This is a genomic window from Vibrio hibernica (genome assembly GCF_015223435.1).
Classification (GTDB): domain Bacteria; phylum Pseudomonadota; class Gammaproteobacteria; order Enterobacterales; family Vibrionaceae; genus Vibrio; species Vibrio hibernica.
Window position 1 is genome coordinate 22,409 of sequence record NZ_VHKO01000022.1, and the last position, 21,136, is coordinate 43,544.

Annotated in this window: 20 protein-coding genes; 16 read left to right on the forward strand and 4 right to left on the reverse strand. The window is 40.7% G+C overall.

Annotation, left to right across the window (positions count from 1 at the left end; translation table 11 throughout):
• Positions 1 to 61: 61 nt before the first annotated feature.
• The 3 genes from cobO to rne all read right to left on the reverse strand — a co-directional run bounded on the left by cobO (position 62) and on the right by rne (position 5,574).
• The gene (gene cobO, locus FH976_RS09650) at positions 62 to 673 is read right to left on the reverse strand and encodes a cob(I)yrinic acid a,c-diamide adenosyltransferase (RefSeq protein ID WP_228767396.1); all 612 of its coding nucleotides are present in this window, start codon (positions 671 to 673) and stop codon (positions 62 to 64) included.
• 123 nt (positions 674 to 796) lie between these two features.
• Positions 797 to 2,356: a SulP family inorganic anion transporter gene (locus FH976_RS09655; protein WP_194090651.1), complete on the reverse strand. Its 1,560-nt coding sequence runs from the start codon at positions 2,354 to 2,356 to the stop codon at positions 797 to 799.
• Positions 2,357 to 2,616: 260 nt separating this feature from the next.
• Entirely contained in the window at positions 2,617 to 5,574 is a 2,958-nt protein-coding gene (gene rne / locus FH976_RS09660) for a ribonuclease E (RefSeq protein WP_194090652.1), read from the reverse strand.
• 607 nt (positions 5,575 to 6,181) lie between these two features.
• Here rne and rluC point away from each other — a divergent pair.
• Positions 6,182 to 7,129 (forward strand): 23S rRNA pseudouridine(955/2504/2580) synthase RluC, encoded by a 948-nt coding sequence (gene rluC / locus FH976_RS09665; protein ID WP_194090653.1) that lies wholly within the window; start codon positions 6,182 to 6,184, stop codon positions 7,127 to 7,129.
• 42 nt (positions 7,130 to 7,171) lie between these two features.
• On the opposite strand, the gene FH976_RS09670 is transcribed toward rluC, so the two are convergent.
• Positions 7,172 to 7,759 carry a Maf family protein gene (locus tag FH976_RS09670; protein WP_194090654.1) on the reverse strand — a complete coding sequence of 196 codons (588 nt, stop codon included), beginning with the start codon at positions 7,757 to 7,759 and terminating at the stop codon, positions 7,172 to 7,174.
• A 176-nt stretch (positions 7,760 to 7,935) separates the two neighbouring features.
• On the opposite strand from FH976_RS09670, the gene yceD reads away from it, so the two are divergent.
• The 15 genes from yceD to FH976_RS09745 all read left to right on the forward strand — a co-directional run bounded on the left by yceD (position 7,936) and on the right by FH976_RS09745 (position 20,973).
• A complete protein-coding gene (yceD, locus tag FH976_RS09675) occupies positions 7,936 to 8,460 on the forward strand; it encodes a 23S rRNA accumulation protein YceD (RefSeq protein ID WP_194090655.1) in 525 nt (174 codons plus the stop codon).
• A gap of 44 nt (positions 8,461 to 8,504) precedes the next feature.
• Entirely contained in the window at positions 8,505 to 8,675 is a 171-nt protein-coding gene (gene rpmF / locus FH976_RS09680; RefSeq protein ID WP_190329796.1) for a 50S ribosomal protein L32, read from the forward strand.
• A gap of 9 nt (positions 8,676 to 8,684) precedes the next feature.
• Complete coding sequence (gene plsX, locus FH976_RS09685) at positions 8,685 to 9,710, forward strand: phosphate acyltransferase PlsX (RefSeq protein WP_194090656.1); 1,026 nt, start codon at positions 8,685 to 8,687, stop codon at positions 9,708 to 9,710.
• Between the two features lie 5 nt (positions 9,711 to 9,715).
• A complete protein-coding gene (locus FH976_RS09690; protein WP_194090657.1) occupies positions 9,716 to 10,666 on the forward strand; it encodes a beta-ketoacyl-ACP synthase III in 951 nt (316 codons plus the stop codon).
• A 61-nt stretch (positions 10,667 to 10,727) separates the two neighbouring features.
• Entirely contained in the window at positions 10,728 to 11,654 is a 927-nt protein-coding gene (gene fabD / locus FH976_RS09695; RefSeq protein ID WP_194090658.1) for an ACP S-malonyltransferase, read from the forward strand.
• A gap of 60 nt (positions 11,655 to 11,714) precedes the next feature.
• On the forward strand, positions 11,715 to 12,449 hold the full coding sequence (fabG, locus tag FH976_RS09700) for a 3-oxoacyl-ACP reductase FabG (protein WP_194090659.1): 735 nt from the start codon (positions 11,715 to 11,717) through the stop codon (positions 12,447 to 12,449).
• A 182-nt stretch (positions 12,450 to 12,631) separates the two neighbouring features.
• On the forward strand, positions 12,632 to 12,865 hold the full coding sequence (gene acpP, locus FH976_RS09705) for an acyl carrier protein (RefSeq protein WP_153447360.1): 234 nt from the start codon (positions 12,632 to 12,634) through the stop codon (positions 12,863 to 12,865).
• Between the two features lie 100 nt (positions 12,866 to 12,965).
• Positions 12,966 to 14,210: a beta-ketoacyl-ACP synthase II gene (fabF, locus tag FH976_RS09710; RefSeq protein ID WP_194090660.1), complete on the forward strand. Its 1,245-nt coding sequence runs from the start codon at positions 12,966 to 12,968 to the stop codon at positions 14,208 to 14,210.
• Positions 14,211 to 14,321: 111 nt separating this feature from the next.
• Positions 14,322 to 15,158: an aminodeoxychorismate lyase gene (pabC, locus tag FH976_RS09715; RefSeq protein WP_194090661.1), complete on the forward strand. Its 837-nt coding sequence runs from the start codon at positions 14,322 to 14,324 to the stop codon at positions 15,156 to 15,158.
• The gene (mltG, locus tag FH976_RS09720; RefSeq protein ID WP_194090662.1) at positions 15,155 to 16,177 is read left to right on the forward strand and encodes an endolytic transglycosylase MltG; all 1,023 of its coding nucleotides are present in this window, start codon (positions 15,155 to 15,157) and stop codon (positions 16,175 to 16,177) included. Before pabC ends, mltG begins: the two co-directional genes overlap by 4 nt.
• Positions 16,177 to 16,803 (forward strand): dTMP kinase, encoded by a 627-nt coding sequence (gene tmk, locus FH976_RS09725; protein ID WP_194090670.1) that lies wholly within the window; start codon positions 16,177 to 16,179, stop codon positions 16,801 to 16,803. The genes mltG and tmk overlap by 1 nt, the downstream gene beginning before the upstream one ends.
• Before the next feature lie 31 nt (positions 16,804 to 16,834).
• Complete coding sequence (gene holB / locus FH976_RS09730; RefSeq protein ID WP_194090663.1) at positions 16,835 to 17,800, forward strand: DNA polymerase III subunit delta'; 966 nt, start codon at positions 16,835 to 16,837, stop codon at positions 17,798 to 17,800.
• A gap of 55 nt (positions 17,801 to 17,855) precedes the next feature.
• Entirely contained in the window at positions 17,856 to 18,626 is a 771-nt protein-coding gene (locus FH976_RS09735) for a TatD family hydrolase (protein WP_194090664.1), read from the forward strand.
• Between the two features lie 259 nt (positions 18,627 to 18,885).
• Positions 18,886 to 20,502 (forward strand): PTS transporter subunit EIIC, encoded by a 1,617-nt coding sequence (locus tag FH976_RS09740; RefSeq protein WP_194090665.1) that lies wholly within the window; start codon positions 18,886 to 18,888, stop codon positions 20,500 to 20,502.
• A 3-nt stretch (positions 20,503 to 20,505) separates the two neighbouring features.
• The gene (locus FH976_RS09745; protein WP_194090666.1) at positions 20,506 to 20,973 is read left to right on the forward strand and encodes an RDD family protein; all 468 of its coding nucleotides are present in this window, start codon (positions 20,506 to 20,508) and stop codon (positions 20,971 to 20,973) included.
• Positions 20,974 to 21,136 lie beyond the last annotated feature (163 nt).

Below are 21,136 nucleotides of genomic sequence, written 5' to 3' on the forward strand. Positions count from 1 at the left end.
AACCGGGCTTTTGATAACTGTTTAGATTGCTAGCGGTATAGATTATGAGAAGTATTAGACGCTACCAATCAATTCCTTTACGAGCTTTTATACCAGATTCAAAAGCATGTTTTACGTTACGCACTTCAGAAACAGTATCCGCAATTTCGATCAAACGTCGATGTGCTGCTCGGCCAGTAATGATTACCGACTGCGTACTCGGACGGCTTTCGATGGCTTCTATTACATCATCTAATTCGATATAGCCGTAAGTAACCATGTAGGTGATTTCATCAAATAGCACTACGTCTAAGCTGTTATCTTGCAGCATCCGCTTGCACTCTTTCCATATAATCTGCGCCACAAGCGTATCACCGTCTTTATCTTGAGTTTCCCATGTAAAGCCTGTTGCCATCACATGAAATTCCACTCCAAGCTTCTCTAGTAAATTTTTCTCACCATTATCCCAAGTGCCCTTAATAAATTGGGCAACACCACACTTCAAATTATGACCAACTGCACGTGCAATAGTCCCAAATCCAGAGGTGGTTTTACCTTTTCCGTTGCCTGTAATAACGAGAACTAAGCCTTTCTCTTCTTGAGCTGCATCAATACGAGCATCAACTTCTTGTTTGATTTTTTGTTGTCGTTGCTTGTGTTTATCATTATTTGAATGTGGCATAGGTTTGTCCATAGGATTGGGTTCCATCATTGAAGTAGAGAGAGTGAAAATGTTATCAATTAATGTCAGAGGATGATAGCAAAAGAAACCCAGCACGGTGGCTGGGTTTGAGTTTTATCGAGATAATAGAAAGCGTTAATCTGCTAATAAATTATCAATAACTTTGTAGGTAGGATCTTCTTTGACATTAATTTCAACTAGGCTGCCCGCTTTATGCAGCAGCGTTTTACAGTCTTGGCTTAGGTGACGTAAATGTAGCGTTTTACCAAGTTTAGAGTAACGTTCCGCAACGGTTTCAATTGCTTCAATGGCGGAGTGATCAACCACACGTGATTGAGAAAAGTCGACAATAATATCTTGAGGATCATTCTGAGCATTGAATAATTCAGCAAAATTTGCCGCTGAACCAAAGAAGATTGGGCCATTGATTTTATAAACTTTTGATCCGTCCTCATCAATGCTCGTGACGGCATTAATATGTTTTGCGTGTTGCCAAGCAAACATTAATGCAGAAGCCACAACACCAACTCCGACAGCAACCGCAAGATCTGTCATAACAGTCACAATGGTTACTAAGATTATAATGAAAAAATCTTGCTTTGGAACTCGGCGAGCAAGTTTGAACGTTGCCCACTCAAAGGTGCCAATGACCACCATGAACATGACACCGACTAATGCTGCAAGTGGAATCATCTCGATCCAAGTTGCGGTGAATAAAATAAAGCAAAGTAGGGCAATAGCCGCGGTGATACCCGATAAGCGACCACGGCCACCTGAGTTAATATTGATCATTGATTGACCAATCATGGCACAGCCGCCCATAGCACCAAAGACAGAGCAAGTTAAGTTGCCTAGACCCTGACCAATACATTCACGGTTGCCTTTACCCCGTGTATTGGTCATTTCATCTACCACGGTAAGTGTTAATAGTGATTCAATTAAACCAATACAGGCGATGATAAGTGCATATGGGAATACTATCTTGAGTGTTTCAAAAGTAAATGGAACGGCAGGAAGTGCGAAAGTCGGTAAATCACCAGCCAGGGTTGAGCTAGAGTCACCTGACATCGTACGCAAAAAATCAACCACAGTTCGAGTATCAAGATTAAATATCTGAGTAATAGCCGTGACGGAAACAATGGCCACTAAAGAAGAGGGAATGGCCTTGGTTAATTTGGGTAAAAAGAAAATAATACCCATTGTAACGGCCACTAAACCAAGCATTATCATCATTTGATCTTGAGGTAGCCACGTCATAATGCCATTCAAGTCAGGTGCTTTAAATTGACCTAATTGAGCGGTGAAAATAACAATTGCAAGACCATTAACAAAACCTATCATCACAGGGTGGGGAACAATTCGAATAAACTTGCCTAGTTTTAATATCCCCGCGGTGATTTGTAAAACACCAACAAGTAGCACTGCCGCGAATAAGTATTGTATGCCATGCATGGCGACTAAACTGACCATGACGACGGCTGTTGCGCCTGTTGCGCCGGAAATCATACCAGGACGACCACCAAAAATAGCGGTCATTAAGCCCATTATGAAGGCTGCATATAGACCTACCATCGGATCAACGCCTGCAACAAAAGCAAACGCTACGGCTTCAGGAACTAAGGCTAGAGCAACGGTTAGCCCTGATAAAACATCATTTTTAACAGAGTGCGTGGAAATTTGTGGAAATTCGAACATGTATTCTCAGTTTTAAGTAAATGAAATAGCCATGTTTTGAGCTGTAGAAACGGAGTGTCGAAAGGTTACAGTCAAATAAGATGGGCGGGTGATTTTGAAAGCGAATGTTACAGAATGGTTGAAATAACTGCAACATTTCTATGGTGGTTATTTTACTATCAGTAAACTTTTACAGTTAGCATTTTATAATGGAATAAATGAAAAAGGCCACTTCAAAGTGGCCTTTTAGGGTTTGCTCGCAATGTAATATTAGTTAAAGCTTAATTAACTGTTTTTGACATTGCAGATGATGCTTGCTTTGCTGCTGCATCACTACCGGCAACTTTACCTGAATAAGTAGTTTCGCGGAAAGACGCTGCAACAATAGTAATATCTTTCAACTCACCAGAGCCCGATGCCTTTGCCATTGGAGCAGTAGCATGAGATTTTATTTTGGCGTTTGTTGCAGTGATTACTTTTGCGACTACAACTTTTTCTGGTGCAGCAATCAAAGTTTCTTCTACAGCATCAGTTTTTGTTTGTGGCTCGATAGTCTCTGTCGGTGCTATAACAGCTGGCCCAGACGTCTCAGCTACAGCATTATCTACTACAGGTGCGATTTCTAACGTAGGCGTTTCTTCTACAAGAGCAGACTCTACTACGTCATCAGCATTACTGTCTGATTCTGATGCCAATGCTTTTGGGCGATAGATGACGACTTTGCCCATAGACATTTCAGGACAAGCAACACCACCAAATGTCGGCGCAAGATTGTTATCAACTGTCAGGCTTTCTACCGATTTTTCAGTTTCTACTGCAAGAGTTTGAATCTGTTCTGCATATTTAGGCCAGACTTTACCCATCGCCATCTCAGGAGATGCAACACCACCGATACGCAAACGATATGGGTTAGGACGACGATCACGAGTGCGACGACGACGTTGACCACTGGCACGAAGATGACGAGGAGAACGACGATTACGACGTTGCTGACCATCTTCTTTTTGCTCTACATTTTCAATGCTATTGTCTTGAGTGGTTTCCATCTCTTGAATAACAGGGGCATTTTCTTGTGCCGCTTGAGGAGTATCGTTCGCTATCACGACATCATCTTCTTTCGGCTGTGAATTAACACGGACTTTTTTCTTCATCTGACGACGTTGACGTCGTTGTTTAATTTGTGTTGTCTTCTCTTCGTGAGATGGCGTTACCGCTGCTTCTTGAGCCTCAGCCGCAATTTTTTGGCCTTGTTCTACCAATTTGTTGGTTTCTTTAGGCGCTGCTGGCTTTTTATCTTGTTTAGGCTTGCGCTTTCTTTTCTGACGAACATCTTGATCTGCTTTTTTATCTAGCTGATCTTCATCGCGCGGCTTACGTCGCTTACGTTGATCATTATTACGATCATTACGGTCACGATTGTTATAGCTACGATTATTTGATTGTTCGTTACGCTTATTATGGCTTGAAGCTGTCGCAGGTTTAGGTGCTTCTTTTGTTTGTGCTTCTTTTTCGCTTTCATTTGAACCGAATAAGAAATTTGTGATGGTCTTAAAGAAACCAGTAGATTTTTCTTTTGGTTGTACTTTTTTCGGTTCAGCTATTACTGGTTTAGCCGTCGCAGCAGGTGCTGGAGCGGACGCAGCAAAACCTTTCAGTACTGGTTCTTCAATACGACGGGGTTTTATATCAGCGATTGGCTCACGGCTTTCAGACTCTTTGATTGATTCAATACGCTGAGGCATCAAATAAGATAGAATCTGGTGCTCTTCACCATCACGTAAACGCATAACCTCAAAGTGAGGCGTTTCCATATCAGCATTAGGAACTACAATGATGTTTACATTTTGATATTTCTCAATGTGTTGAATAGATTTACGTTTTTCATTTAATAAGTAAGACGCGATAGGAACAGGAACCACGGCAAGAACTTGTGAACTGTTATCTTTTAGTGCTTCTTCTTCAATCAGTCGTAAAACAGAAAGAGCTAATGATTCATTATCACGAACCACACCTGTACCTGTACAGCGAGGGCAAATATGGTGGCTAGCTTCAGAAAGAGAAGGGCTCAAGCGTTGACGAGACATTTCTAGTAGGCCGAATCGTGAAATACGACCGATTTGAACACGAGCACGGTCCATACGAACAGCATCGCGCATACGTGTTTCAACTTCACGTTGATGGCGTACAGGTGTCATATCAATGAAGTCGATAACAACAAGGCCACCTAGATCGCGTAGACGTAATTGACGTGCAATTTCATCGGCTGCTTCTAAGTTGGTGTTGAGCGCTGTTTCTTCAATATCACTGCCTTTAGTCGCACGAGCTGAGTTGATATCAATAGACGTTAATGCTTCGGTTGGGTCGATAACAATTGAGCCACCAGAAGGCAAGCGAACTTCGCGTTGGAAAGCAGATTCAATTTGGCTTTCAATCTGATAATGAGTGAATAGCGGAATATCACCATCATATTTTTTTACGCGTGAAACGAAATCAGGGCGAACAAGTTGAATATGATCGCGTGCACGTTCATAAATTGTATTGCTATCAATTAAAATCTCACCAATATCACGACGCAAATAGTCACGAATAGCACGGACGATGACATTGCTTTCTTGGTGGATTAAGAATGGGGCTGATTCAGTATCAGAAGCATCTTTAATTGCAGACCAATGCTTAAGTAGGATGTTTAAATCCCACTCAAGTTCTTCAGCGCTTTTACCAACACCCGCTGTGCGGACAATTAAGCCCATACCTTGTGGTAATTCTAAAGTGCTTAGCGCTGATTTAAGCTCAGTACGTTCATCACCTTCGATACGACGTGAAATACCGCCAGCACGAGGGTTATTAGGCATTAGAACTAAGTAGCTACCCGCTAAAGAAATGAATGTCGTCAAGGCTGCACCTTTTTGACCTCGCTCTTCTTTTTCTACTTGTACAATAACTTCTTGACCTTCTTTTAGCACTTCTTTAATGCTAGGGCGGCCTTGGTATGTATAACCAGTAGGGAAGTATTCTTTTGCAATTTCTTTAAGGGGAAGGAAACCGTGACGATCAGCACCATAGTCTACAAATGCAGCCTCTAAACTTGGTTCTACGCGTGTAATACGTCCTTTATAAATATTTGCTTTCTTAGATTCATGGCCAGGACTTTCGATATCTAAATCAAACAGTTTTTGACCATCAACTAATGCGACGCGCAACTCTTCTTTTTGAGTCGCGTTGATCAACATTCTTTTCATTTTGTTATTTCTCGTTGTTTTTCTTCGTGATAATTGCTTATCGCTTTAGTCGTCCAAAGGTGCCAGATCCCATGGCTTTGGCTTCAGCCTCACGGCTGTATAGGGGATGCTCTGGGGCACAATAGTCACCAGACCACTATCTTTAATCAATAATAGGCCTGGTCCGATTCGAGTCGGTATTACTTCTTCATTGGTTACGTGAGTAGGCGATAAGTTGGCCTTCTTCGTGTTGTGTCTTACGCCTAATGCAGCACACACTTAAGAAGCTTTCTACTCAAATTTGTATAGAGGTGGTATCAAATTGTATAGAAAATGTTCGAACTACCTTTTACAGGCATGAACTATAACAGTGAGAAGAAATATCAGCAATCAGCTTTCTAATAAAGCGGGTAAATAAATAGGAAAACCTGTGGTTAACTTTCGAACGTCTATGGTTATCGTGTTATTTTGTTAAGGTTAATTATTTTTATTTATCATGGTATTAGTGTCTATTTAATACGTTTTTTTCATTGTCACAGTGTAATTGAATTCTAGTGGTATAAAATAGGAGTAATTTATTGTTTATACTTGTGACACATGTAGGAATTTGAATGATAGAATATGCGCTATGAACGAAATTAAAACTGAAATAAAATTTATTGAGATTGATGCCGATATGGCAGGGCAAAGAATTGATAATTTTTTGCGTAATCAACTTAAACAAATCCCTAAAAGTATGATTTACCGTATCTTGAGAAAGGGAGAAGTGCGTGTAAATAAAAAGCGCATAAAAGCTGAATATAAATTACAAGCGGGTGACTCGGTTCGTATTCCTCCAGTGAAGATTACGTTGGAAGAGGATGCGCCACAAATAAGCACTAAATTAGAGAAAGTCTCTGAACTGGAAAATTGTATTATTTTTGAGGATGATAGCTTACTTATTTTGAACAAACCTTCTGGAACTGCGGTTCATGGTGGGAGTGGACTGAAGTTCGGTGCGATTGAGGCTTTAAGAGCGCTGCGTCCTGACGCCCGATTTTTAGAGCTTGTCCACCGTATTGATCGTGATACTTCCGGTATATTATTGGTAGCTAAAAAACGTTCAGCACTGCGTCACCTACAAGCTCAATTTCGAGAGAAAACCGTTCAAAAATATTATTTTGCTTTAGTCATGGGGCAATGGAAGCCAAGTTGCAAAGCTGTGAAAGCACCATTACTGAAAAATGAAGTGAATAGTATTGTTCGTGTTAATCCTAATGGCAAAGCATCAGAAACGCGCTTCAAAGTGTTAGAGGCATTTGAACAAGCTACATTGGTTCAAGCCAGCCCGATCACGGGGCGTACCCATCAGATCCGTGTTCATTGTCAATATGTTGGCCATTCAATTGCTTGGGATGACCGCTATGGTGATCGCCGCTTTGATGCGTACACAGCGAAAGTAGGATTAAATCGGTTATTCTTACATGCCGCGAATATTAAGTTTATTCACCCGGCAACGGATGAAAAGATGGATATTTCAGCACCGATGGAAACTAAATTAGAAACTGCGCTTGCTCAATTACGTGTGAAACCATAACGGTTGTGTCATATGTTGTATTTATAGGTTTGTTGTGATTGTTTATAAAATAGCGATACCTTGTTTTTCGAGCATATTGATCAATGTGATGAGTGGAAGACCAATTAAACTATTAGGGTCATTTCCTTCGAGGCGTTCAAATAATGCAATGCCAAGACCTTCGCTTTTGAAACTACCCGCACAATAGAAAGGCTGCTCTTTATCGACATAATTTTCAATCTGTGAAGGGCTGAGCTTGCGAAAACGAACGATAAAAGTATCCAATTCAACATCGCATTGATTTGTGGTTGAGTTGTAAACGGCAATACCGGTATAAAAGGTAATGGAACGACCATTAGAGCGTGAAAGTTGAGTAATGGCATTTGCACGATTAAGTGGCTTACCTATTATTTCATCGTCTATGATACAGACTTGATCAGAACCAATTACGATATTGGTTTTAGTTAAGTCTAACTGACAAGATTGTGCTTTTATTCGTGCTAGACGTGTGACTAATTGTTGTGCACTTTCATTTGGAAGTGGTGTTTCATCGCACTGTGGATCTAACGCTGTGAAAGGTATGGCTAATTTGTTTAGTAGTGCTTTTCTGTAAATGGAAGTAGATGCTAAAATCAAATTTGTATGTTGCATATAATGATTCTTTGTATTGTTATGAACGTATAATGGTTACGATAAAGCAATTGGATGCTCTCGTCATAGAGATTTGATGTGAGCTAAGATTAAAATAGAAATAAGCAAGAGGGATAGGTAAGTTTTTTCCCTTTTTCTTTGACTAAATTTGTTTTGAAGGATAATATTCGCGCCCTATGCAAAAGGTAAAAATACCGCGTACAGTGGACCCAGCAAAATCTGCCCAAAAACGTTTAGATTATCAAGGTATAATCCAAAGCAGTTTATTAAAGCGAGTTGCCGAGTTAACTGAAGGCGTCAAACGCGACGCAGAAGTTGCATTGAATTTTGAGTTGGATGAACAACGACTCACCGTTATCTCTGGTAAAGCTAACGTTGAAGTTGAATTAGAATGTCAACGCTGTAATCAAAACTTCGCCCATTTGTGTGAAGTAGAGTTCACTTGTACTCCTTATTATAATGAGAAAAGTGAACAAGACGCACCCGAAGAGTATGATTTGGTAGATCTAAACGAGTACGGTGAGTTGGATTTGATTAAACTAGTGGAAGACGAGTTCATTCTAGAATTACCTCAAATCCCAATGCATGACGAATCTGAATGTAGCGTTAAATCAAACAATTTGGTATTTGGCAAACTTCCAGAAGATCTTCTTGAAGATAAGCCGAATCCTTTCGATGTTTTAAAAAATTTAAAGCGCTAATACTGTGTAAACCGTGTCAGTGTTTAAAACAAAGGAGTAGGGTCATGGCCGTACAAAAGAGCAAAAAATCACGTTCAATGCGTGGCATGCGTCGTTCACATGATGCGCTAACAACTAGTGCGTTATCTGTAGATGCAACTTCAGGTGAAACTCACCTACGTCACAACGTGACTGCTGACGGTTTCTACCGTGGCAAAAAGGTTATCAACAAGTAAGGTTGACCTTTGCAAACTATAACCGTTGCACTTGATGCAATGGGCGGGGATTTCGGTCCTCGCGTAACAGTGCCTGCCGCCGTGCAGGCATTGTCACATTTCCCAGAGCTGAAAGTTATTCTTGTTGGTGACCGTGAGCTTATCACGCAGCAACTGACATCTATCGGGTACTATCCGAGTCATCGTCTCGTCATTAAACACAGTGATAAATGCATATCTAACTGTGAAAAGCCATCTTTAGCGTTAAGAAATAGCGCGGGAAGTTCAATGCGTATTGCGCTTGATTTGGTCGCTGATACAGAAGCAGATGCTTGTGTTAGTGGTGGCAATACTGGCGCGTTAATGGCGTTATCAAAATTTCGTCTAAAATTATTACCAGGCTTAGAGCGACCAGCTTTAGTCAGTGCATTACCGACGATTACAGGAAAGCGCACATGGATGCTTGATCTCGGGGCCAATATATCTGTTGATGCCGATACCTTATTTCAGTTTGCCGTAATGGGAAGTGCGCTAGCCGAGGTGCATACTAATTATAAACCTCGTGTTGCTATCTTAAATGTGGGAGAGGAAGAAATTAAAGGCAATGACTTAGTTAAGCGTTGTTCTGAACTTCTCTTACAGACGAAAGAAATTAATTATTGTGGCTATATTGAAGGAAATCAGCTTTTTTATGATGTTGCAGATGTGATAGTTTGTGATGGGTTTGTCGGTAACGTGTGCTTAAAGTCTTGTGAAGGCGTAGCGCATCTATTCTTAGATAAAGTGAAAAATCATTTTGTCTCATCGACAATAAAAGGTTGGATTGCAAAAAAATTATTTTCTGGCTTATTTAATGAACTAAAAACATTGAACCCCGACCAGTATAATGGCGCAAGTTTGTTAGGATTACGCGGAATTGTTATCAAAAGCCATGGGCAAGCGGATACGTCTGCCATTATCAATGCGATTGGTGAGGCTGTATATGAAGTCAAGCAGCAGGTCCCAAGCCGTATAAGTGATCGTTTAGAAGCGGTATTACTCGAGAGGCATTATTAGTCTTCATGAATAGCAAAATTTTAGGCACTGGCAGCTATTTGCCAGAACATGTGCGTACCAACGCCGATTTAGAAAAAATGGTGGATACTACTGACGAGTGGATTGTTACTCGCACTGGTATTCGTGAACGTCGTATTTCTGCACCAGATGAGTCTGTAGCGGATATGGCCTATCATGCCTCAGTTAATGCTATTGAGATGTCAGGCATCGATAAAAACGACATAGACTTGATCATTCTCGCGACAAGCACGGCAAGTCATAAGTTTCCATCGTCTGCATGCCAAGTTCAAGCAAGGCTTGGCATTACAGGGTGTCCTGCATTTGATCTATCTGCAGCATGTACGGGTTTTGTGTATGCACTTTCTGTTGCTGATCAGCATATCAAATCGGGCATTGCGAAGAATGTCCTCGTGATTGGTGCTGATGCGTTGTCAAAAACGTGTGATCCAACGGATCGCTCGACAATCATTCTGTTTGGTGATGCGGCGGGAGCGGTAGTATTAGGTGCAACGGAAGAGAAAGGCATTATCTCAACCCATCTACATGCCGATGGTCGTTTTGGCGAATTATTAAGCCTTGAAGAAACCAAACGTGGCGAGAGTATTGATGCTTGGCTACATATGGCTGGTAATGAAGTTTTTAAGGTTGCAGTGACTCAGTTGTCTAAACTAGTGAAAGATACGTTGGCTGCGAATGATATGGCAAAACATGAGCTTGACTGGCTTGTACCACATCAAGCTAATTTACGTATTATTTCTGCAACGGCTAAGAAGTTAGCGATGTCTTTAGATCAAGTCGTAGTGACGCTAGATCGTCATGGTAATACGTCAGCGGCAACGGTCCCTACCGCATTAGATGAAGCGGTGCGTGATGGACGAATTCAGCGTGGTCATATGTTGTTGCTTGAGGCATTTGGCGGTGGATTCACATGGGGCTCAGCCCTCGTTAAATTCTAATTTTTATGTGTAGATTTTTTACTAGTTCTATACATCCCACTTAGTTAAAAGGAAATTTGCGATGAGTAAGTTTGCTGTTGTTTTTCCAGGACAAGGCTCACAAACGGTTGGTATGTTATCTGATCTTGGTGAGCAATATGATGTCGTTAAGTCTACTTTTTCAGAAGCATCAGAAGCCTTAGGTTATGATCTTTGGGCATTAGTACAAAATGGACCTGTTGAAGATTTAAACGAAACTTTTCGTACTCAACCTGCATTGTTAGCGGCATCTGTTGCTATTTGGCGCGTATGGAATGAAGTGGGTGGCGCACAGCCTCAAATCATTGCTGGTCACAGTTTAGGGGAATATACCGCTCTAGTGTGTGCAGGTGTGATTGATTTTAAACAAGCGATAAAATTGGTCGCCCTTCGTGGTGAGTTAATGCAGCAAGCGGTACCTGCAGGTGTTGGCGCAATGTATGCAATTATTGGTTTAGATGATGCTGCTATTGCTCAAGCGTGTGAAGATGCAGCGCAAGATGAAGTGGTCTCCCCAGTAAACTTTAACTCACCAGGTCAAGTTGTGATTGCGGGAAATAAAGCGGCTGTTGAACGTGCTGGCGCATTATGCAAAGAAGCGGGCGCTAAGCGTGCTTTACCTCTTCCGGTCTCTGTTCCGTCACACTGTGCATTAATGAAGCCAGCTGCGGATAAATTAGCAGAAGCATTACTTGATATTGAATTTAGTACGCCGGTCATCCCTGTGATTAACAACGTTGATGTTATCGCTCAAACAGATCCTGAGAAAATTAAAGATGCACTTGTTCGCCAGCTATATAATCCAGTTCGTTGGACTGAAGGTGTGGTTAGCATCAGTGAGCAAGGTATTGAGAACCTTTTAGAATTTGGCCCAGGTAAAGTGCTCACTGGCCTGACTAAACGCATCGTGAAAACTCTTTCAGCGCAAGCCGTCAATGACGTAGCTTCACTTGATGCAGCACGCGTATAATATTTAAGTTACTGTTATTTAATAGATAGCAGTTATTTTAGTGAAAATTAAGGACATAGAATGAACCTTGAAGGTAAAATTGCATTAGTAACTGGCGCCAGTCGTGGTATTGGCCGAGCTATTGCTGAGTTATTAGTTGAGCGTGGTGCGACCGTTATTGGCACTGCAACAAGTGAGTCTGGTGCACAAGCCATCAGTGATTACCTTGGTGATCATGGCAAAGGTTTAGCACTAAACGTCACGAATGCTGATTCTGTGGCTGATACCATTAAAGCGATTAATGACGAGTTTGGCAGTATTGATATTTTAGTCAATAATGCAGGTATTACTCGTGATAACTTGCTAATGCGTATGAAAGATGACGAATGGCAAGATATTATGGACACCAACTTAACATCGATCTTCCGTTTGTCTAAAGCAGTGCTTCGCGGCATGATGAAAAAACGTCATGGCCGTGTTATAAACGTAGGTTCTGTTGTCGGAACCATGGGGAATGCAGGTCAAGCTAACTACGCAGCTGCAAAAGCGGGTGTGATTGGTTTTACTAAATCGATGGCTCGTGAAGTTGCTTCTCGTGGTATCACAGTCAATACTGTTGCCCCGGGTTTTATCGAAACAGATATGACAAAAGCGCTGAATGATGACCAACGTGCTGCTACACTTGCACAAGTGCCTGCTGGCCGATTAGGTGATCCGCGCGAAATTGCATCAGTTGTTGCATTTTTAGCTTCTGATGATGCGGCTTACATGACTGGCGAAACACTGCATGTAAATGGTGGTATGTACATGGTTTAAGTCGTTTTTGGTGGTGTTTTTATAACCAAAGGCATGATTTAGGTCAAAAATGTATTAAATTTCAGTCAAAAAGCGAAAAATTGTGGTTTGACCAGCAAGGTCACCCTTGCAACTTTTCAAAGTTTGAATAAACTACTGACAACATCGCATTTAAGCGAACTCTCTGTAATAGGAAAAGAAAAATGAGCAACATCGAAGAACGCGTAAGAAAAATCATTATTGAACAACTAGGTGTAGATGAAGCAGAAGTGAAAAATGAAGCTTCTTTCGTTGATGATCTAGGTGCTGATTCTTTGGATACAGTAGAGCTAGTAATGGCTTTAGAAGAGGAATTCGATACCGAGATTCCTGATGAAGAAGCAGAAAAAATTACTACTGTTCAAGCTGCGATCGATTACGTAAACAGCGCACAGTAATAATAACACCCCCAGGCGGTCTCCTAGACCGCCTGAGTTTTTTTATATCTCTTCTATTTTATCTCTCTCATTCTCTCTATAAATCTCCGGAGAAAAAATCGTGTCCAAACGTCGTGTAGTAGTTACAGGCATGGGGATGTTGTCACCGGTAGGCAACACTGTTGATTCCTCTTGGAAGGCCCTATTAGCTGGTCAAAGTGGTATTGTTAATATCGAACACTTTGATGCAACCAATTTTAGTACTCGTTTTGCAGGTCTAGTAAAAGACTTTAATTGTGAAGAGTACATGTCAAAAAAAGATGCGCGTAAGATGGATTTATTTATCCAGTACGGCGTTGCAGCTGGTATTCAAGCGTTTCAAGACTCAGGTATCGTTGTGACTGAAGAAAACAATGCCCGTATCGGTGTTGCGATTGGTTCCGGTATCGGCGGTATCGGGATCATTGAAGATGCCGCCATTGCATTAAAAGAAAAAGGCCCACGTAAGATTAGCCCATTTTTTGTGCCATCAACCATTGTAAATATGATTGCAGGCCACTTATCGATTATTAATGGTCTACGCGGTCCAAATATTGCGATTTCAACTGCTTGTACGACAGGGCTGCATAATATCGGCCATGCTGCGCGTATGATCGCTTATGGTGATGCTGATGCCATGCTAGCTGGCGGTGCTGAAAAAGCATCAACGCCGCTTGCTATGGGCGGTTTTGCAGCTGCGAAAGCCTTATCAAGTCGAAATGACGCACCACATCTTGCTTCTCGTCCTTGGGATAAAGATCGTGATGGTTTTGTCCTTGGTGATGGTGCTGGCATGATGATGGTTGAAGAATACGAACATGCAAAAGCTCGCGGCGCTAAAATTTACTGTGAAATTGTAGGCTTTGGTATGAGTGGTGATGCTTATCACATGACCTCACCAAGTGCTGATGGCTCTGGTGGTGCGCTTGCTATGGAAGCTGCTCTTCGCGATGCAGGGATCACTGGTGATCAAATTGGCTATGTGAACGCTCATGGTACTTCAACTCCAGCAGGCGATGTAGCAGAAACACTAGGCATTAAACGCGCTCTTGGTGAAGAAGCTTGTAAGAAAGTACTAGTGTCATCAACAAAATCAATGACAGGTCATTTACTTGGCGCTGCAGGGTCAGTGGAATCGATTATTACCGCAATGACACTGGTTGATCAAATCGTACCCCCGACGATTAATTTAGATAATCCAGATGAAGGCTGTGATCTTGATTACGTTCCTCATACGGCGCGTAAAGTTGAGAACATGGAATATGCTTTATGTAACTCATTTGGTTTTGGTGGCACGAATGGCTCACTTATCTTTAAGAGAATGTAATGTAGTTAAACGGCATTATCTTCTGATAAGATGAGAAAACGGTTTGATGCGCGAGCATTAAGCCGTTTTTTATTTAAATAGTAATGAAAACGAAAGGGACGCTTATATTTGATGTTTTATGTTAATGGTGAAGAGCAAGCCCATATAGCTTTAAGTGATCGTTCATTCCAATATGGTGATGGTTGCTTTACCACGATGCTGATCGTCGATGGACATATTCAACATTGGTCTCTACACCAACAGCGTTTAGATAAAGCCTTGTTCGTTTTAAATATAGCAAAACCTGATTGGGTCGTTGTTCAAGGATGGTTAAAGAAAGTTTTGCTCTCAGCATCTCCATTAAAGTTGCAATACAGTGGCATTAAAATTCACATTAGTCGTGGATGTGGTGGGCGAGGTTATAATGCAATTGGAGCAAATTCGCCTCAAATAACCATTCATGCGTTTGATTATCCTACGTATTATAAACATTGGCAAAATGATGGGGTGAACTTAGGTATTAGTGTCATTAATTTAGGTCTCAATCCGTTACTCGCAGGAATAAAACATAATAATCGATTAGAACAGGTATTGATTAAGTCCAATATAGAGCACTTATCGTATGATGATGTTGTGGTGTGTGACTTAAATCATAAAGTCATAGAAACCAGTGCTTCCAACTTGTTTTGGATAAAGAATGATTACCTATACACGTCGGATTTGAGTTCTTGCGGTGTGGCAGGTACGATGCGACACCAAGTTTTGCAATTGGCTCAATCGCTTTCACTTTTACCTAAAGTCGGTAGTTATTTACTACAAGACTTATTGGATGCAGATGAAATTTTCATATCAAATGCTTTGCACGGAATTGTTCCCGTTATAAGTATTGATAGCATGTTACATAGTGAAGCACAGAGTTACTTCATTGGAACTAAAACACGTGATTTTCAGGAGAAGCTAAACCCGTGATAAAGAAACTACTTATATTGCTTTCCATACTTATTATTGTTGCGATTGGTACTCTATTTTATGTAAAAAACCAAGTGCAGCACTATATAGAACAGCCGCTAATGGTTCAGTCTCCACAATTGCTAACGGTTTCTAACGGGATGACGTTAAGCAGTGCTCTGCATAAAATGGAGAAGGAGAAGTGGCTAAAACCGATAGCGTTTTCCCGTTTATTACCTCGCTTGTACCCAGAACTAGTGCGAATAAAAGCAGGGACGTTTCAGATAACACCCAATCAGTCTCTACAATCTTTATTGGCTATGATGGTTGCTGGTAAAGAACACCAGTTTTCGATCACTTTTATTGAGGGTAGTCGTTTTAGTGAATGGATATTACAATTAAAAAATGCTCAAGGACTTGTTCATAAAACCTCTGGTATGACGGAGGCAAAAATTGCCGATGATTTAGGTGAAGATAACTCTAAGCTAGAAGGTCTACTTTTAGCAGAGACCTATCATTACACTAGTGGTATGAGTGATTTAGATATACTAAAGCGGGCTCATCGAGCATTAAACAAAGAGCTAGATCGGTCATGGGAAGGCCGCAGTAAAGGCTTGCCCTTAAAAGCGCCTTATGATGCATTAATTTTGGCGTCGATTATCGAAAAAGAAACGGCGATTGAATCTGAGCGTAGGAGAGTAGCTTCTGTTTTTGTGAATCGACTCAATAGACATATGAGGTTGCAGACTGATCCAACCGTCATTTATGGTATTGGTGATAAATATGATGGGAATATCACGCGTAAAGATTTAAATACACCGACGGCTTATAACACTTATGTGATTGATGGATTACCACCAACGCCTATTGCGATGCCTGGTGTTGAATCGATTCGAGCAGCATTAAATCCTGAGAAAAGTAGCTATTTATACTTTGTGGCTAGCGGTAATGGTGGGCATGTATTTAGCAAGTCGCTTGTTGAACATAATCGTGCTGTACGTAATTACCTTAAAACTTTAAAAGCGAATAAAAATAAATGATGGCTAATGCAAAATTTGTAGTAATTGAAGGCTTAGAAGGTGCAGGTAAAAGTACGGCTATTAGCACTGTTTTAGATGTTTTTAAGCAGCACGATATTACAGATGTTGTGCAGACGCGGGAACCAGGCGGAACGGTTCTCGCTGAAAAAATGCGTAGCTTAGTCAAAGAAGACCATGATGGTGAAGTATTACACGATATTACCGAATTATTATTAGTGTATGCTGCACGAGTGCAATTAGTCGAAAATGTGATTAAGCCAGCCTTAACACTCGGTCATTGGGTGTTGGGCGATCGGCATGATTTGTCATCACAAGCTTATCAAGGTGGTGGTCGTCAAATCGCTCCTGAAGTTATGATGAATTTGAAAAAAACCACATTAGGTAACTTTAAGCCTGATTTAACTTTGTACCTGGATATTGATCCGGAGATTGGTTTAAAACGAGCTCGTGGACGTGGAGAGCTTGATCGTATAGAGAAAATGGATCTTGGTTTTTTTGAGCGTGCACGGGCGCGTTACTTAGAAGCCGCAGAGCTAGATGCTTCAATCATTACCATAAATGCTAATCAAGATTTAGAATCGGTAACGGCGGATATCCGCCAAGCTTTAACTGTTTGGTTGAGCTAATTCTTGATTCTTCGAAGTAGGAGCACTATCCATGTCTGAATACCCTTGGTTAGCCACGACCTGGCAACATTGGCAAGATCTTTTACGACAACAATCTTTGCCGAATGCGATTTTATGCCAAGCCAAATCTGGCACAGGCATTGAATCTATTGTTGAAAAACTGGCCATGGCGGTTGTGTGTAAAAATGCGACTGAAGAGGCGTGCGGATTTTGTCATAGCTGCGATCTTAGCAAAAGTGGAAACCACCCTGATATTCACTGGGTTAGACCCGAAAAAGAAGGTAAAAATATTGTTGTTGACCAAGTTCGTGAAGCCAATCGGTTAGCTTTAGAATCATCTCAACTTGGTGGTAAGCGTATTGTTATTATTTCACCGGCTGAGGCCATGAATGAATCAGCAGCAAACGCTTTATTAAAAACGTTGGAGACGCCACCACAGCAATGTAACTTTGTGTTGCTGAGTACGGATAAATCACGCTTACTTCCGACTATTATTAGCCGTTGTCAAATATGGCAAGTTAAGCCTTTGGGTAAATTGGCATTTTTGGATTGGTTAAGTGAGAAAATTTCGGCCAGTGATGCTCCTATGGTTGATTGGCAATGTATAAAGATGTATGCAGATTCCCCTTTATTAGCGTTATCATTTATTGAGCAAGATAAAGCACCAGAATTTAATGCACTACAGAAATTAATGCTCAACCTAATTCAGACTAAGCAATTAAGAATCTCTGAAGTACAGGTGATGTTTAAAACTGAACCGTTAGAGAAAATTCGCTGGCTACTCTATATATTAGCGGATATTCAAAAATCACATTTTTGTATGTCGCAGGATATTAAAAACCCACATTTCATTCAATTATCTCAACTATTATCATATCAACAGGCTTATGAGCAATATCATGAGTTACTGAAGTTACAACAGTTATTGATCACATCAAGCGGGCTTAATAGTGAGTTGCTGATTGTTGATTGGTTGCTAAAGTTTACCCAATCATAAACTATCTGCTTTAATTACTTTTTCTTTTCAACATTTAAATATGGAACGATCACGCATGTTCATAGATTCACATTGTCATTTAGATAAACTTAACTACAACGATTTACACCTTGATGTGGCTGATGTTATTGCAAAAGCGAAACAAGTAGGTGTCGAACAAATGTTAAGTGTAGGTGTGACATTAGAGGCCTTTCCTAACATGCTCAATATGATAGAGCCTTTTGATAACGTGCATGCCTCTTGTGGGGTACATCCACTCGATTGCGAAAGTGATTTTGATTATGAACAATTCAAGATATTTGCTCAAAATCCTAAAGTGGTGGCAATAGGGGAGACTGGCTTTGATTTTTTCTATCAGCCTGAAACCGCAGCACGTCAAACTGAATTGTTTGAGCAACATGTTGAATTAGCCGTTGAGTTAAACAAACCCTTGATTATTCATACCCGTAATGCTCGAAAGGAAACCTTAGACTTATTAAAGAATGGACATGCTGAAAAATGTGGAGGCGTGATTCATTGCTTTACAGAAGATCTCGCTTTTGCAGAATCTGCAATGGAGCTTGGATTTTACATCTCTTTATCTGGGATCATTACATTTAATCAAGCTACAGAGTTGCAGGAAGTAGTGAAAAAATTGCCTTTGGAAAGATTGCTGATTGAGACCGACTCTCCTTTCCTCGCGCCAGTACCTCATAGAGGAAAAGAGAATCAACCGGCCTATGTTGTTGATGTGGCTAAAAAGCTGGCTATTTTGCAACAGTGTGAGCTTGAGAAAGTACAACAAATTACAACATTAAACTTTCAAAAATTATTTATTAACCGTTAATAATAATGGTATGAAGCTGTGTCTTTAGTTTAAATTTTTGTCACTAAAGAAGGGCGATAATTTCATGATATCGATCATTATATAGGCTTTTTTAAGTATTTTTTCATGCTTTAAATTAAATGAGATCAAAAAAATATCAGTCTTTCATCTACTAGGCTCTTAATGGTTTGACAACATATAAAGAGGCGAATAAGGTACGCAAGCTAAGTGTTCTTGTAATATTTAGTAAACATAATTATAAATTAAGGAGTAAGGGGTTATGAAGGCCTTTTTTAGTAAATTATCGCAAGCGTTAATGCTTCCGATAGCACTGCTACCAGCAGCAGGTATTATGCTGGGAATCGGGGGAAGCTTTACTAACCAGAGTATGGTTGAAGCATACAACATTTCAATTTTACAAGAAGGTACAGTTCTTAATAATTTCCTACAAATTATGACAGCAACTGGTGATATCGTATTTGGTAACCTTCCATTATTATTTGCTTTAGCTATTGCGATTGGTTTTGCTCGTGCAGAGAAAGGTTCCGCTGCTCTAGCTGCGGCTATTTCTTTCCTTGTAATGAACGTTGCGATTGCTAAAACACTTGCTGTTTCTGGCATGGTTGACGGCAATACTGTTGTTCTTATGGGCACACATTACGCCGGTATTTTAGGTAATACTCTTGGCATTTCAAATACGTTGAACATGGGAGTGTTCGGTGGTTTGATTGCCGGTGGTTTAACGGTATTGCTGCATAATAAATATCATGATGTGGTTTTACCTGATTATCTAGGCTTCTTTGCTGGAGCACGATTTGTTCCGATTATCTCTGCATTCTCTGCATTGTTTTACGGTATCGCGCTAGTATTTGTATGGCCATATATCGGTGCATTATTTGGCTCTATTGGGGCAGGTCTTGGCGAAATGACAGCATCGGGTAATGGTTATATTGCCTCGTTTATCTTCGGCTTTATTGAACGTTCACTTATCCCTGTTGGTCTTCATCACGTATTCTACTTACCGCTATGGCAAAGTGAGATTGGTGGAACCGCTGAGATTGCAGGTCACCTTGTAAAAGGTACGCAAAACATCTTCTTCGCATCACTTGCAAATGGTGATTACTCTCAATTCTCTGCAACTAACTTTATGACGGGTAAATTCCCATTCATGATGTTTGGCCTCCCAGCCGCAGCGTATGCGATGTACACACTAGCGGATGACGCGAACAAAAAAGTTGCCGGTGGTTTATTATTCTCTATCGCATTAACGGCATTCCTGACCGGTATTACTGAACCTATCGAGTTCACATTCCTATTCTTGTCTGCGCCGCTTTATTACTTCATTCATGTGCCTCTAGCGGGTATCTCGTTCATGTTAATGGACTTGCTGAATGTAAAAGTAGGTATGACGTTTAGTGGTGGTTTCATTGATTTCAGCTTGTTTGGTATATTGCCAGGCTTAACTGGTACTCAAAACAACTGGTACTACATTCCAATCGTAGGGGCTTTCTATGCGCCAATCTACTTCTTCTTATTCCGTTGGTATATCGTTAAATTTGACGTGAAAACTCCGGGTCGTAAAGGTAGTGCGGTTGCCGTTGTATCGAAGAAAGATTTCCATGCAGCAAAGGCGGCAGGTAAAGATGGCAGCGATCCTTTAATTGACCAGATGATTGAAGCATTAGGTGGCCAAGACAATATCGTTGATGTTGATGCTTGTATCACTCGTTTACGTATCTCAGTAAAAGATAGTGAATTAGTGAAAGACAACGCCTATTGGACCCAAGAGCTTGGTGCTAAAGGTTTAGTTAAAGTTGGTGCTACGGCAGTTCAAGCTATCTATGGCGCTCAAGCTGCTGGATATAAAGTGGCAATTAACGCTAAGCTTGGTCGTTAATTAATGAGCTTTAAGCAAAAATATAAGCGACTCGGATCATTTGTTATTGATATTGCTATTGTGCAGATGTTTGCCATGATAGCGAAAGATATCTATCTTGGGGTGCTATCTTATGCTTCTCAAGGGACAGGAATGACCGTTTCGTTTCATGATGCAATAGCACTACCAGTGTTGCTACTTATTATTATCGGCGTAATGCTTATTACGATTGGTGTGTATATGGGTTATCACTGGTTATGTTATCGATTGTTAGGTAATTCGTTTTCACGTTATTTTTTGCGTCTTTCAGTTGAATCCATAACTGATGATCCTATGACGCAATCACGTTATTTGAAGCGTGAATTTCAGAAAATCTACCTGAGTGTTGCGAGTTTGGGTCTCTATGTTTTATACAGTGGAGCACAATATTTATCGCACTCAAATCAGCCGTGGCATGATAAGAAGTTTGCTACTAAAGTCGTTGAGTATTAACGACTGATATTTTTGCTATAAATGAAATGACTAGCCAGTAGGATAACTCTACTGGCTTTTTTTTAACTAAAACTTGACGTGAATAAAGCGAAGTAACACCTGTTTCGTGGTAAAAACATGCGCATTGAAAATGAAATGAAGGGAATAATCATGAAATCATATG